This is a genomic window from Photobacterium lucens (assembly GCF_009873615.1).
GTDB classification, from domain to species: Bacteria; Pseudomonadota; Gammaproteobacteria; order Enterobacterales; family Vibrionaceae; genus Photobacterium; species Photobacterium lucens.
In genome coordinates this window covers 1-12534 of the sequence record NZ_SSMG01000081.1, presented here as the reverse complement: position 1 = coordinate 12534, position 12534 = coordinate 1, and the positions used below count along the sequence as shown (strand labels likewise).

Annotated in this window: 13 protein-coding genes; 7 read left to right on the top strand and 6 right to left on the bottom strand. The window is 41.1% G+C overall.

Features of this window, described 5'->3' with window-relative positions:
* Genes rsmS through dinG form a run of 5 tightly spaced genes read right to left on the bottom strand, consistent with a single transcriptional unit; the run spans position 1 to position 4548 of the window.
* Positions 1 to 171: a pleiotropic regulatory protein RsmS gene (rsmS, locus tag E5A76_RS04150; RefSeq protein WP_107164929.1), complete on the bottom strand. Its 171-nt coding sequence runs from the start codon at positions 169 to 171 to the stop codon at positions 1 to 3.
* Between the two features lie 13 nt (positions 172 to 184).
* Positions 185 to 1093, bottom strand: coding sequence for a histone deacetylase family protein (locus tag E5A76_RS04145; RefSeq protein ID WP_161118183.1), 909 nt, complete (start codon positions 1091 to 1093; stop codon positions 185 to 187).
* Positions 1094 to 1098: 5 nt separating this feature from the next.
* Entirely contained in the window at positions 1099 to 1650 is a 552-nt protein-coding gene (gene priC, locus E5A76_RS04140) for a primosomal replication protein PriC (protein ID WP_107164931.1), read from the bottom strand.
* Between the two features lie 22 nt (positions 1651 to 1672).
* On the bottom strand, positions 1673 to 2446 hold the full coding sequence (locus E5A76_RS04135) for a TSUP family transporter (protein ID WP_053988486.1): 774 nt from the start codon (positions 2444 to 2446) through the stop codon (positions 1673 to 1675).
* A gap of 23 nt (positions 2447 to 2469) precedes the next feature.
* Positions 2470 to 4548 carry an ATP-dependent DNA helicase DinG gene (gene dinG / locus E5A76_RS04130; RefSeq protein ID WP_161118185.1) on the bottom strand — a complete coding sequence of 693 codons (2079 nt, stop codon included), beginning with the start codon at positions 4546 to 4548 and terminating at the stop codon, positions 2470 to 2472.
* Between the two features lie 695 nt (positions 4549 to 5243).
* Here dinG and E5A76_RS04125 point away from each other — a divergent pair.
* Positions 5244 to 6203 carry a porin gene (locus E5A76_RS04125; RefSeq protein WP_053988484.1) on the top strand — a complete coding sequence of 320 codons (960 nt, stop codon included), beginning with the start codon at positions 5244 to 5246 and terminating at the stop codon, positions 6201 to 6203.
* Between the two features lie 130 nt (positions 6204 to 6333).
* Complete coding sequence (locus tag E5A76_RS04120; RefSeq protein WP_161118182.1) at positions 6334 to 6969, top strand: YccT family protein; 636 nt, start codon at positions 6334 to 6336, stop codon at positions 6967 to 6969.
* A 68-nt stretch (positions 6970 to 7037) separates the two neighbouring features.
* On the opposite strand, the gene E5A76_RS04115 is transcribed toward E5A76_RS04120, so the two are convergent.
* Positions 7038 to 7385: a conjugal transfer protein TraR gene (locus E5A76_RS04115; RefSeq protein ID WP_053988482.1), complete on the bottom strand. Its 348-nt coding sequence runs from the start codon at positions 7383 to 7385 to the stop codon at positions 7038 to 7040.
* Between the two features lie 576 nt (positions 7386 to 7961).
* Between E5A76_RS04115 and E5A76_RS04110 the strand changes: the two genes are divergently transcribed.
* The 5 genes from E5A76_RS04110 (at position 7962) to recR (ending at position 12481) form a co-directional block, all read left to right on the top strand.
* Entirely contained in the window at positions 7962 to 8396 is a 435-nt protein-coding gene (locus E5A76_RS04110) for a YbaN family protein (RefSeq protein ID WP_161118184.1), read from the top strand.
* Between the two features lie 130 nt (positions 8397 to 8526).
* Positions 8527 to 9072 (top strand): adenine phosphoribosyltransferase, encoded by a 546-nt coding sequence (gene apt / locus E5A76_RS04105; RefSeq protein WP_008986515.1) that lies wholly within the window; start codon positions 8527 to 8529, stop codon positions 9070 to 9072.
* Between the two features lie 279 nt (positions 9073 to 9351).
* On the top strand, positions 9352 to 11511 hold the full coding sequence (gene dnaX / locus E5A76_RS04100) for a DNA polymerase III subunit gamma/tau (RefSeq protein ID WP_161118181.1): 2160 nt from the start codon (positions 9352 to 9354) through the stop codon (positions 11509 to 11511).
* A gap of 37 nt (positions 11512 to 11548) precedes the next feature.
* Positions 11549 to 11878, top strand: coding sequence for a YbaB/EbfC family nucleoid-associated protein (locus E5A76_RS04095; RefSeq protein ID WP_045065978.1), 330 nt, complete (start codon positions 11549 to 11551; stop codon positions 11876 to 11878).
* Between the two features lie 3 nt (positions 11879 to 11881).
* Positions 11882 to 12481, top strand: a complete 600-nt coding sequence (recR, locus tag E5A76_RS04090; protein ID WP_023933036.1) for a recombination mediator RecR — start codon at positions 11882 to 11884, stop codon at positions 12479 to 12481.
* Positions 12482 to 12534 lie beyond the last annotated feature (53 nt).

Below are 12534 nucleotides of genomic sequence, written 5' to 3'. Positions count from 1 at the left end.
TTAGCCAGTGATAGTAAGTTTTCTTTCGTAGTCCTTACGTACAATCTCTAATGCCGCAATGGCAGTTTTAGGTTCAATGTCATTACTTTCTAGTAGATAAATTAAATCAACAGCTAATTTAACTTCTGCTGGTGCATTTTCAAGTGCATTGGGGGTTGGGTTGTCAGACATTTGGTTTCTCATCTTATTGATTATGTGTAGACAGTGCTGCATGAATAAGCTGCATGTGAAGATCAACTAAATCTTGGTGCTGCGCTCTGTAACCTCCGCCAATGACGGCAGCCACAGGAATATTTCTCTCTTTACATAAAGAAAGCACTGTATGATCTCTTTGGTAAAGCCCTTGTGTTGAAACGTTAAAATACCCCAACTCATCGTGCTGGTGGATATCAACACCTGCATCATAAATCACCAAATCAGGCTGATATTGTGCTAAAGCGAGGGGCAGTAAACCAGTAAACGCATCGAGATAGTCTTCGGTTGAAGTTTCTCTTGGTAATGCGAGATCGATGGTTGAATCAGGCTTTCTCGCTGGAAAGTTTTTGTCACAATGAACAGAGAAGGTAACGATATTGGGATCATCTGCTAGTAATGTCGCTGTACCATCGCCATGGTGAACATCACAATCAATGATCATGACCCTATCGATATGGGGGTAACTAAGGGCATGTTTCGCAGCAAAAGCTAAATCGTTAAATAAACAAAAACCACTACCGAAATCATGGTGGGCATGGTGATAGCCGCCACTTAAATGAATAGCGATGCCGTGCTCCAATGCCAAATCGACAGTGAGCTGTGTACCGCCGGTTGAAAATAAGGTGCGCTCGATTAAAGCCTCACTCCATGGAAAACCAATTCGACGCATTTTAGCTGCTGGTAATTTATTGTTACACAATGCATCAACGTATTCGGGCGCATGTAATACTTTTAGTTTATTTATATCGGCTTTGTTAGGTTGGTGAATACTAACTCTATTGGTATGTGCTGAATCGATAATTGCTTCATACAATAAACGATATTTATTAATAGGATAGCGATGCTTTTCTGGCAGTGATAACGCTGAATAGATCGGGTGGTAAACAAGAGGAAGCATACAACTTAGCCTTTTTTCTCTCTGTTACTGATTTCCGTTTCGATTTTCACTAAAGCGGCTTGGCAACGACTAATTCGCCCCTCTAACGCTAAAATCTCTTTTTGTAATTGCTGTTGCTCAAATTGAGAGCCACAGCGACTGATCAATAACTCTTTATCGCGTAGCATGGCTTTTAGGCGACGTTCCCAATCTTTGTGTTGATTCAAATCTTGGTAGATTTCATTAATCGGTCTACGCCATGCTGCTTTATTCTTCGGTTCATTTTTACGAATATTTTGTGTCGCCAATTCACGTTGAATGGCTTGGATTTGGCTAACAATACGTTCGCAAATATGCTGAGTTCTGGCAGGTAATAAGCGTCCAGCTTGCTGTTCTCGCTGTAGAAGTTGCAACTCATTGTGAACTTCATTTACACAGGGAGTGAGCAGTTTACTTCTTGTTTTGAAAAGCGTTTCATCAAACAGAGGTTTAAAGGACTCACCACGTTTGCGATCGACTTCTGCTGCTTGTTGTTTTAATTGCTCGATTAATGAAATAAGACGAGATAAATCAATCATAAATACCTGTTACAGCATGAAGTTAGAACCAAGCTTGCCAAGCCAATTTGATTGCAAGGATCAAAACGACAGTGACAAATACAGGGCGAATAAATTTAGCACCAAAGCGGATCGCAGAATGGGCACCAATGTAGGCACCTAGCATTAAGCAGACACCCATAGTTAACCCTAGTGCAAAATTGACTTGGCCTAAAATAATGAAAGTCAGTAATGAGGTGATGTTACTGGTGAAATTCATTGCTTTAGCCAGGCCACATGCACGTAGCATATCAAGCCGATATAAAATCATGCTTGAAACAGTCCAAAATGCACCTGTACCAGGGCCAGCGATACCGTCGTAAAAACCAATACTGGTACCTTGCAGCCATTGTTTTAATTTAAACGTTGGTGTTACTGCTGGTAATGTTTGATGCTCATCTTTGGGTTGTGGATGCCAAATGGTGTAAATAGCGACAGCAAAAATGACCAATGGTAGGGCTTTTTCGAGCCCATCACTGCTGATCAGGTTAACGATTAAAGTACCAGTGATTGCACCTATCAGGGTTGCAATAAAAGAAGCAATCCAAAAGCGTGGTGAAAAAAGATTCTTTTTGTAATACGTCCATGCTGCCGTTGCTGAGGCAAAGCTAGCAGCCAGTTTATTGGTACCTAGTGCAATATGCGGTGGTAAACCTAGTGACAGCAAAGCGGGTACTGTCAACATGCCACCACCACCGGCAACAGCATCAATAAATCCAGCAGCTAGGGCAACGACGCCAAGTATCAATAAGGTACTTGGCTCTATCATCTCTATCATGGGTTATTCTTTTTGTTATCCATTTAGTTATATTCAATAACCCGTTTAAATGGGGGTAGTGAGTCTAACAGTGCTTTACCGTATCGACGGGTGATGATTCGACGATCAAGGATCACTACTCTACCAGAGTCTTGCTCTTTTCGCAGTAAACGCCCCGCTGATTGAATGAGCTTTTTACTCGCTTCTGGAACAGAAATTTGTAAGAAGGGGTTACCTCCACGGCTTTCAATATATTCGGCGTGTGCTTCTTCAACAGGTGAGGTCGGTACAGCAAACGGGATCTTAGTGATGATCAGGTTTGTCAGTAAATCGCCTGGTAAATCAAGCCCTTCAGAGAAACTGCCCGTACCAAACAAAATGCTTGGTTTACCTTTTTTACAGTTTTCTTTATGTTTTTTTAGGGTTTCATTACGTGATTCTTCCCCTTGAACCAAGAGTTCCCACTTATTTTTCTTTGCCAGTGCTCGTAGGGCATCTGCTACTTTATTCATCTGCCAGTACGATGAAAATAGTACGAGACTTGCCGTTTCACCTTCAAGGTATTCTGGCAGTATATCGATAAGTAAGTCAGTGAACGCTTCGGCTTGAGGTTCCATTTTTACAGCAGGAATAACTAACCGTGCATTATTTTGATAATCAAAAGGTGAAGCCAATGCTAAAAAGCGTGTGCCATCAGATTCTGAAATACCTGCTTGGCGACAAAAGAAGCTAAATTGATTTAAAGCGCGTAATGTTGCTGAAACTAAAATTGAACCCGCAGCACGACTCCAAAGTAGTTGATCGAGGCGATAACCCACTTCTAACGGTGATACTTCAATAATATAGTCATTCTCACGCTCAGGGCTTTTTTCTATCCAACGGGCTAATGGAGCGCCTTTTTTGCTATTCGGTTGCGCCATTAAGGTCCAAACTTTTTCAAGGTTTTCGACACGTTGTAAGTAAAAGCCAACTTCAGTAAGTGCTTGCTCACCAATTCGAGGGATAATTTCATTTTCTTTCGTCCGTTCTGAAATTAAATCTTGGATTTTCCCCAATGATTGCATGACTTTCTTACTGGCTTCTTTACAGCCTTTGGCTTCCTCTTCTAGCCATTGCGGTAATTCACCGTGTTCAAAACGGTAGACCCCATCTTTATTGAAGATAGTGGGATCAATATTGTTCGCAATTTGGCTGAGAGTCGGGATCAAATGCTGGATATTATCCTGTATTGCGTTTTGGAAGCGATTTGCTTTCTGATAATCCGCTAATTCAGCGTATTTACTGACGTTTTGATTCAGTTTTTCTAACCAGTTAGCCGCGCCTTTTAAACTTGCAGAGGCAGATGAGAAATCTCGTGCCACTTGCGGTAAGTGGTGGGCTTCGTCAATCACATAAATAGTTTGCTCTGGCTCTGGCAAAATAACGCCACCGCCCAGTTCAATATCAGCCATTAATAAGGCGTGGTTAGCCACAATCACATCGGCCTTATCTAGATGCTCACGAGCTTTTGCAAATGGACAAGTGCGGTGCTTTGGCATGCCGGCATGGCAACTGTGTTTATCCGCCATAATTTGCATCCAAACACGATCTGGAATTGTGGTTGGCCAACTATCACGATCGCCATCCCACTTGTTTTGCTCAGATGCTTTAAGCATGCGCTTAAGAAGCTCAAGATCGGATTTCTTCGGCTTTTCCTCCCACATAGCAAGTTGCGGATCACCATCAGGTGAACAACAAGCTTCAAGCTTGTGGTTACAACAATAGCGCTGACGTCCTTTCGCCAGAATAAAGCTAAATTCCTTGGGAAAAATTTGATTAAACAGCGGTAGATCTTTGTTAATCAACTGCTCTTGTAGCGCAACAGTCGCCGTTGAGATCAATAATTTTTTATTGTTAAACAGCGCAAAGGGGATGCCACCAAGTAAATAAGATAATGACTTACCAATCCCTGTGCCTGCTTCTGCAACGAGCATTCTATTTTTCTTGTGGTATTCCCCTGCCAATGTTTTCGCAATTTCTGATACCAAATAATTCTGTGCGCGACGAGGGATGAAGTTGTCTAGTTGTTTTCCTAGATTCTCGTAACACTGTTTGATATCGGTTTTTACTTGGCTGTGTAGCATGGTTGAAACTTCATAATGGCAAGAGCCGCCATTGTAGCATGAAGTAGTAAAGCACAAAGGCATTAACTTTCACTAGTTAGTTTATAGCCAATAAAGATGCTCACTTAGTTTCTTATGCTGATTGCAGAGATCTGGATGGATTTGTCTGTTTTTTATTATGCCAGCATCAAATCCAAACTAGCTTAAAGGTGATTATCACGGAGATGCTTGGGTGATTAGAGAGAATAACCGAGCATAAATGAGAAAGTTATTGTGGAACTGATCACGATTCTGAATACATGTATGCAATATTAAATACCATAAATGTCGGTTGACAATGATCGTTCGATCAAGATGTTTTTTAAAGTTAAATGTACTTATTTGCTTTTATTAATTATGCATTGGCAGTTTTTTATTCTGTTTGTTTACACTTTTTAATAGTTTAAATAACGCAAAATATGCTATTTAAGAGTGTATATTATTTGTGGTTTAAATTTGTAACTGATTGAAAAGTAATGCTGTTTTATGTTTTTTTATGTTTAATTTAGAAAATTTGACATAAAGAATGAACTTCTGTCAGGATGTGTGCCACGAACACTAACTCCTTGTTATTTTAGTTTTTTATTTTTAGAACTGGTGTGTAACAAGGAGAATATAAACAGGAGTGCCGGGAATGGTTCTCCATAAATAAGATAAAGAAAGGCAGTGGATTTATCATGAAAAAAACTCTTCTAGCTCTTGCTGTAGTTGCAGCTGGTTCAGCAAACGCAGGCATCAACCTATACGACGCAAACGGTGTTAAAGTAGACCTATCTGGTGCTGCTGAAGTTCAATACCACCACGGTTACGATAAAGGTTCTAAAGGTGATATCCGTCTTGATGATGGTGATTTAGCATTTGATGCATCTGTAGCAATCTCTCAACAACTAAATGCACTAGCAAAAATTAGTTTTGAGTACGAAAACGAAGATGGTGACGCAGACGGTAGCCGTGTTAAGAACTACGAGTTATGGGCTGGTTTTGGTGGTGACTTCGGTACACTGACTTTCGGTCGTCAATTCTTAGTATTTGATGATGTTGGTATCGGCATGGACTACGAAGCGGGTATTGGTCTATCTCAAGCTAACAAAAACACACTAGATGCAGCGACAAACTTTGATAATATCGCTAAGTACACTTACGACAACGGTATGTTCTACGCAGGTGTTTCTCACAAGTTTGATGATTCAGCTAAAGGGACTAAAGATAATTCAATCACTGATGGTCGTTTAGGTTTCCGCGCAGCTGGTCTTGATGCACGTGTTTACTACATCGATTACGCTGCTGGTGAGCAAATTTGGAACCTAGAAGCAGAATACGCACTTAATTCTCTAGTTCTTGCTGCTTCTTATGGTCAAGGTGAAGTTGATCATGTTCAAGGTAAAGCAACACAGCTTTCTCTAGCAGGTGCTTACACTCTAGATAAAACAACGTTTGCTCTAGGTTACAACCACATCACTGATGATCTACGCACAGCGAACCACGCTAAAGTTGATTTCGATAACGTATACGCGAACGTAACTCAACAGCTACATAGTAATGTTAAAGTTTACGCTGAGCTAGGTTGGTTAGAAGCTAACCACCACGATTATGATTACGACCTAAACTACACTGCAGGTCTAGAAGTTAAATTCTAATATTAGAATTAACAGTTAAGAAGCCGCCGCTTTTGGCGGCTTTTTTATTATTTAATTAAGTCGTTTCTATAACGATTATGGTTTGTGATCATTATCGACATGGCTTAATACGTATTATTAGGGATATATAATGAAGAAAATCTTATTGTTCGCGGCATTATTTTCTGGCGCTGTTAATGCGGCAACACTATCGGTAGGGAATAATCTTGAGCTGTTGGTTGTTGATGGTAAGGAAGTAAAATCAGGTCGTTTTTCGCATGCTGAAAGCGTTGAATTATCTGAAGGTAAACATCAAGTAGTTGTTCGCTTTGATGGTGAAGTAAAGCGGGGCTCAAAGAAAGTCATTTATACAACGCGTCCATATCTGTTTGATGTCAATATGACTTCGCAAGATGCAGAAATCACTTTGCCACGTTTAACCACTGAATCACAAGCGAAAGCATACTTTGCACGTGATCCTCTGTGGACACTTGAAACAGCGACAGGTGTAACAACATTATCTGCGGTTGAATTGATTGGTGATGGTTTAGGTGCCTACAGTGATATTCCTGCACTTGTGGCTGAATACAATAAAAAGAATGGCATCATCATTGAAAATGGTAACCCGGTTGATTTACAGAAAACCGTGGTTGAAGTTGATGATAAAACAGGAAAAGTTCAAATTACAGGCGATGCGTTAACGCAATTAAAGCTGTGGTATAGCAAGGCATCACAGGAAGAGAAAAAAACATTTAAAATTTGGATGGCTGAGCACGACTTTAGTTAAGCGTTGGGTATTTCAATAAAAAACAAAGGGCAGCGATATTCGCTGCCCTTTGCTTATATTATTGGCAATTAATTATGGTGATAACGACTGTGTTCGCGGCAGGCTTTACAACGTGGCTGTGCAGGATCTTGTTCTAAATCGCTAAATTCGATCTCTTCTTCACAATCAGTACATAATCCATACATACCAAGCTTGAAAGAACAAACTGCAGCATCAACTTTTTCAAGGCGCATTGCAGTGTCAAACAGGGCAGGAATGAATGACGCTTTAGCCATAGCAATAAGATCATTGAGCTCAGCGTTTTGAATTTTTTCTGGATCGGTTACTAGGCTATTGAGCAGAATTTTATTTTTTAATTCTTCCGCTAGGGTTGAAAACTCAGTGTTTAGCGGGCTCTGTAATTGTTGATAATTCATGTCTACCATTGCCGTAATGATTGATTCAATAGGGGAAATTAAACATCACTGTCGTTATTTATGGAAATCGATACAGAACTAGGCATAAGCGAAAAAATCCAAATATCAGCTTAGTTTTCTAGTCTTTTTTTAGTTTAGGCGATATACCTATAAGGGTTGTGATTTGAATCAAGTCTTTGTGTAAATCTGACTAAATACCCTTATTTTCTTTCGGTTTTTGCCAAAAAAATTATCAGATAAAATAATTTAGCAACAAAGTTGTATAAAAATTAACAACCCAAGTATCTGGTAAAAAGTATTGTCAATTATCTTAAATAAGGAAGTAGAGATGGATCATGAATTTAAAGACCCGTATAGCGCAAAATATTTCTTTGGTTTGCTGGCTGTTTTAGCTTTGCCTACGTTGCCCGCGATACTGACCTCATTTGATCTTTTAGTAGGTTAAAACGTTGGATCTGATGTTATTGACGATATGCATATCCATTATTTTGATTTATAAGGCTTAATCATCGCTATACTAAAGTTGTGTCTTGCTTCAATATGGAGGTTGCAATGAATACAAGGAATAGCGTCATAATGCGACAGCACGTTGATTTCAAAACCAGAATTGTTTCCTCTTTATATGTTTCAGTGGGGGCGATTAGTGTGGTTCTTGGTGTTCTAGGGATTTTTTTACCCTTGTTACCGACTACACCATTTTTATTGTTAGCCAGTGCTTGTTTTATGCGTGGATCGCCACGGTTAAATCGCTGGCTACATCAACATCCTACCTTTGGACCAATATTAAATAATTGGCATCAACACCGAGCAGTTTCTTCTACTGTTAAACGTCGTGGTAATATTATGATTGTTTGCAGTTTTTTATTTTCTATCGTGATCGTTCCACTATGGTGGCATAAAGTTATGTTGCTTGTGATGGCTGCGGTTCTGCTTTTCTTTTTTAATCGCTTAATGGTTATTGATAAACCAAGCGAGAGCACGTTTGTTGCTGAGGCAAAAGAAAAACAATAAACTGCATTAATAACTCATGGCGGGTCATATTGCGTTTTCACCGTCTGAGTTAATGACTGCGCTTAACTGTAAAGGCGTTGTATTTCTATCATGTGATACTTATTAGTATTGTGAAGGCACGGAAACGATTATGAACCAAGATACAATCAACCTGATTTCAAATAGCATTAAATCAATTCAAGATTACCCAAAACCAGGGATCTTATTCCGTGATGTGACGAGCTTGATGGAACAACCTGAAGCATACCGTGCAACCATTGATGTTTTAGTTGAAAAGTATAAAGATCAAGGTATTACAAAAATCATTGGTACAGAAGCGCGTGGTTTTCTGTTTGGTGCGCCATTAGCGTTAGCACTAGGTGTCGGTTTTGTGCCTGTACGTAAGCCAGGCAAATTACCTCGTGAAGTGATTGCTGAAAGCTATGAGCTTGAATACGGTAAAGATACCTTAGAAATTCATAAAGATGCGATTTCTGAAGGCGATCGTGTACTACTGGTTGACGATTTGCTAGCAACAGGCGGTACGATTGAAGCGACAACTAACTTAGTACGTCGTCTTGGCGGTACTGTTGAAGATGCGGCATTTGTTATTAACTTGCCTGATATTGGTGGTGAAGCGCGTCTACAAGGTCTTGGTCTGAACGTATTTTCTATTTGTGATTTCCCAGGTCACTAATACGTCAATTGAGTTTAATTAGCAGTGAGTAAGTATTTGGCTTACTTGCTGTTAATTTGCTTAATCATTACTCGCTCAATAATCTCTTCTCTCGCTCAAAAATCCGCAATATGCTAGCATTAACACGTATTTCAGTGTCTGCATGCAATGCCTTGCTATTTCGTTTATTTTCTTAGAATACCTTTATTTTTTATCTGCAAATAATTGGTTAAGTGAATAAAAGAAATAGAGGCGAGTGGTGTTATAAGACGCTGTCTAGATAGAGTAAGGTAGTTATTAATGAGTTATCAGGTTCTGGCCCGAAAATGGCGTCCATCTCAGTTTTCTGATGTGGTCGGTCAGTCACATGTGTTGACAGCCTTAGGCAATGCGTTAACGCAAAATCGCCTTCATCATGCATATTTATTTAGTGGAACTCGCGGTGTGGGTAAGACCACTATCGCGCGTATTTTCGCTAAAGGATTAAACTGTGAAGAAGGGATCACAGCAACACCATGTGGTAAGTGTGCAACCTGTCGTGAAATCGATGAAGGTCGCTTTGTTGACTTATTAGAGATCGATGCAGCTTCTCGTACCAAGGTAGAAGATACCCGTGAACTGCTTGATAACGTTCAGTACAAACCTGCACGTGGGCGTTTTAAAGTGTACCTTATTGATGAGGTGCACATGTTATCTCGTCATAGTTTCAATGCCTTACTAAAAACATTAGAAGAGCCGCCTGAGTACGTTAAGTTTATTTTAGCGACAACGGATCCACAGAAATTACCAGTCACTATTCTATCTCGCTGTTTACAGTTTCATTTAAAGCATTTAGATCACCAACAGATCCAAGAGCAATTAGCAAAAGTATTGACGGAAGAAAAAGTCGAATATGAAGCAAAAGCATTGGGTTTATTAGCACGTGCCGCTGAAGGCAGTATGCGTGATGCGTTAAGTTTAACGGATCAGGCAATTGCGTTAGGTAATGGTCAAGTTGGTGCTGACAATGTCGCTGCGATGCTGGGTACATTAAATACAGACCAAGCGTTATTCTTGCTTGAAGCTGTGGCGAAATCTGATGCAAATATTGCGATGGACACACTACAACAGCTCGCCAATGTAGGTGTTGAGTGGGATAGCTTACTACGTGAATTAGCGAGTCAATTACACCGTGTTGCAATGTATCAAGCCTTGCCTGCAAGCCTAGATGAAGCGTTACCTGATGCTGAACGTGTAAGCTTGTTAAGCCAAGTGATGACACCACAAGATGTTCAATTGTGTTATCAAATTGCGCTGCAAGGTCGTCAGGATTTAGGCTATGCACCGGATGGTCGTACAGGTCTTGAGATGGTCCTACTACGTATGTTGGCATTTCGACCTGTAGCATCAACAGGTATTCAGCCTCAAGCAATTGCGGTTCCTAGTGCGCAGCCGACAACGCCAGTTCCTGCCGTAACCCCTGCTGGGCAAGGTGTTTCTCGGGTACAAGCTCTAAAAGCACAAATGCAAGCGAGTCATACTGAAGCAGCACCTCAAGTTGCCCCTGTTGCTCAGCCAACAGTACAACAACAGGTTCCACCAATGCAGCCAAGTGAACCTGTAGCACCACCAATGCAAGAGATGCCACCTGTTGCGCCAAGCCATGACGTTTCAATGCCGCCTGCTGCACCAATGAATACGCCTGCGCCACAAACTACTGAGGCTCCCGCTCGTGGTGCATCAGCTGCAAGTGGCTTATTGGCAGCAAGAAATCGACTACGCAGTCAAAAACGTGGTCAAGAAGAGATGCCAGGTCAAACAGTAAAAAAGGCCCCAACGACGTCAGCTAAAAAAGTCACATCGTCAGTGTTAGATCGCGTTGCCAGCAAGCAAAAAGCGATGCCTGTAAGTGCTCAACATGTGATGCCGACGTCGAATGTAGCTACTCAACAACAGGTAGCAGAAGATCAAGAATACCGTTGGAAACCAACGGCAAAGCCAGAACATGAACAGCTGAAAAAGGTTGATGTTGCACCACGCGTTTTAAAGAAAGCACTGGAGCACGAAAAAACACCTGAAATGACAAAAATACTTGTCAATGAAGCAGCAAATCAGGATAGTTGGGCAAACTTAGTGACACAGCTAGATGTGGGTAAATTGATCCAACAGCTAGCATTGAACTCTTCTTTTGAGCAGCAAGGTGAGCAGATCACCTTACATCTTCGTGCCGCGCAACAGCATTTAAATGGTGAGCGTGCCAAAGAGCAATTAAGTAGTGCATTAAGTACCGTATTAGGACATCCAGTAGCGTTGAATATCGTACTGGGTGAAGAAGGAATAACACCGTTAGAATTACGTGAAGAGCTGTATCAACAGAAGTTGCTACATGCCAAGCAAAGCTTAGATAACGATCCGAATGTGATGTTTATCTGCCAGCGTTTTGCAGCACAACTTGATGAAGACAGTGTTCGACCAATTTAAAGGTTTTTAACCAGACCAAGATAGAGAGAGAAGAGATATGTTTGGTAAAGGTGGCATGGGTAACATGATGAAGCAGGCGCAACAAATGCAAGAGCGCATGCAGAAGATGCAAGAAGAAATTGCAAACATGGAAGTAACAGGTGAGTCTGGTGCTGGCCTTGTTAAAGTAACTATCACTGGTAGCCACAGCGTACGTCGTGTTGATATTGATGAAAGTCTAATGGAAGACGACAAAGACATGCTAGAAGATCTAATCGCTGCTGCATTTAACGATGCTGCACGTCGTATCGAAGAAGCACAAAAAGAGAAAATGGCAGCAGTAACTGGCGGTATGAACCTACCTGCTGGTTTTAAAATGCCATTCTAATTAATGCGTACCAGTCATTTACTGGAGCATTTAATGGAAGCCTTACGTTGTCTACCTGGGGTTGGTCCTAAGTCAGCACAGCGTATGGCTTTTAGTTTGCTACAGCGTAATCGCCAAGGCGGTTTACAACTTGCTGATGCCTTAAGTCAGGCAATGACTGAAATTGGTCATTGTCGTGATTGTCGAACTTTTACTGAAGATGATGTGTGCGCAATCTGCGATAACCCTCGTCGTCAGGAAAATGGTTTGATCTGTGTGGTGGAAAGCCCAGCTGATATTGTTGCTGTAGAAGCAACAGGGCAGTTTTCAGGTCGTTATTTTGTGTTGATGGGGCACCTATCACCACTTGATGGGATTGGTCCTTCAGATATCGGTTTAGATCGGTTAGAAGAGCGACTACAGCAAGAAACGATCAGTGAATTAATTCTAGCGACTAACCCAACGGTAGAAGGGGAAGCAACAGCACATTACATTGCTGAGCTTTGCCATGAGTATGGTGTTCCTGCAAGCCGTATTGCCCACGGTGTGCCTGTCGGTGGTGAGTTAGAACTTGTTGATGGTACAACGTTATCGCACTCGTTAGCAGGACGACAGCGTTTATAATTGACCAATCAGATAAAGAAAAACCGCGCTGTTGAGCGCGGTTTTTTTATATC

Bases quoted from the DNA above. Each gene is read 5' to 3' on its own strand.
- E5A76_RS04110 (WP_161118184.1), top strand. From the start codon at position 7,962: ATGCGACAGCACGTTGATTTCAAAACCAGAATTGTTTCCTCTTTATAT.
- E5A76_RS04120 (WP_161118182.1), top strand. From the start codon at position 6,334: ATGAAGAAAATCTTATTGTTCGCGGCATTATTTTCTGGCGCTGTTAAT.
- E5A76_RS04145 (WP_161118183.1), bottom strand. From the start codon at position 1,093: ATGCTTCCTCTTGTTTACCACCCGATCTATTCAGCGTTATCACTGCCA.
- dnaX (WP_161118181.1), top strand. From the start codon at position 9,352: ATGAGTTATCAGGTTCTGGCCCGAAAATGGCGTCCATCTCAGTTTTCT.
- dinG (WP_161118185.1), bottom strand. From the start codon at position 4,548: ATGCTACACAGCCAAGTAAAAACCGATATCAAACAGTGTTACGAGAAT.
- apt (WP_008986515.1), top strand. From the start codon at position 8,527: ATGAACCAAGATACAATCAACCTGATTTCAAATAGCATTAAATCAATT.
- E5A76_RS04115 (WP_053988482.1), bottom strand. From the start codon at position 7,385: ATGAATTATCAACAATTACAGAGCCCGCTAAACACTGAGTTTTCAACC.
- E5A76_RS04095 (WP_045065978.1), top strand. From the start codon at position 11,549: ATGTTTGGTAAAGGTGGCATGGGTAACATGATGAAGCAGGCGCAACAA.
- E5A76_RS04125 (WP_053988484.1), top strand. From the start codon at position 5,244: ATGAAAAAAACTCTTCTAGCTCTTGCTGTAGTTGCAGCTGGTTCAGCA.
- priC (WP_107164931.1), bottom strand. From the start codon at position 1,650: ATGATTGATTTATCTCGTCTTATTTCATTAATCGAGCAATTAAAACAA.
- rsmS (WP_107164929.1), bottom strand. From the start codon at position 171: ATGTCTGACAACCCAACCCCCAATGCACTTGAAAATGCACCAGCAGAA.
- recR (WP_023933036.1), top strand. From the start codon at position 11,882: ATGCGTACCAGTCATTTACTGGAGCATTTAATGGAAGCCTTACGTTGT.
- E5A76_RS04135 (WP_053988486.1), bottom strand. From the start codon at position 2,446: ATGATAGAGATGATAGAGCCAAGTACCTTATTGATACTTGGCGTCGTT.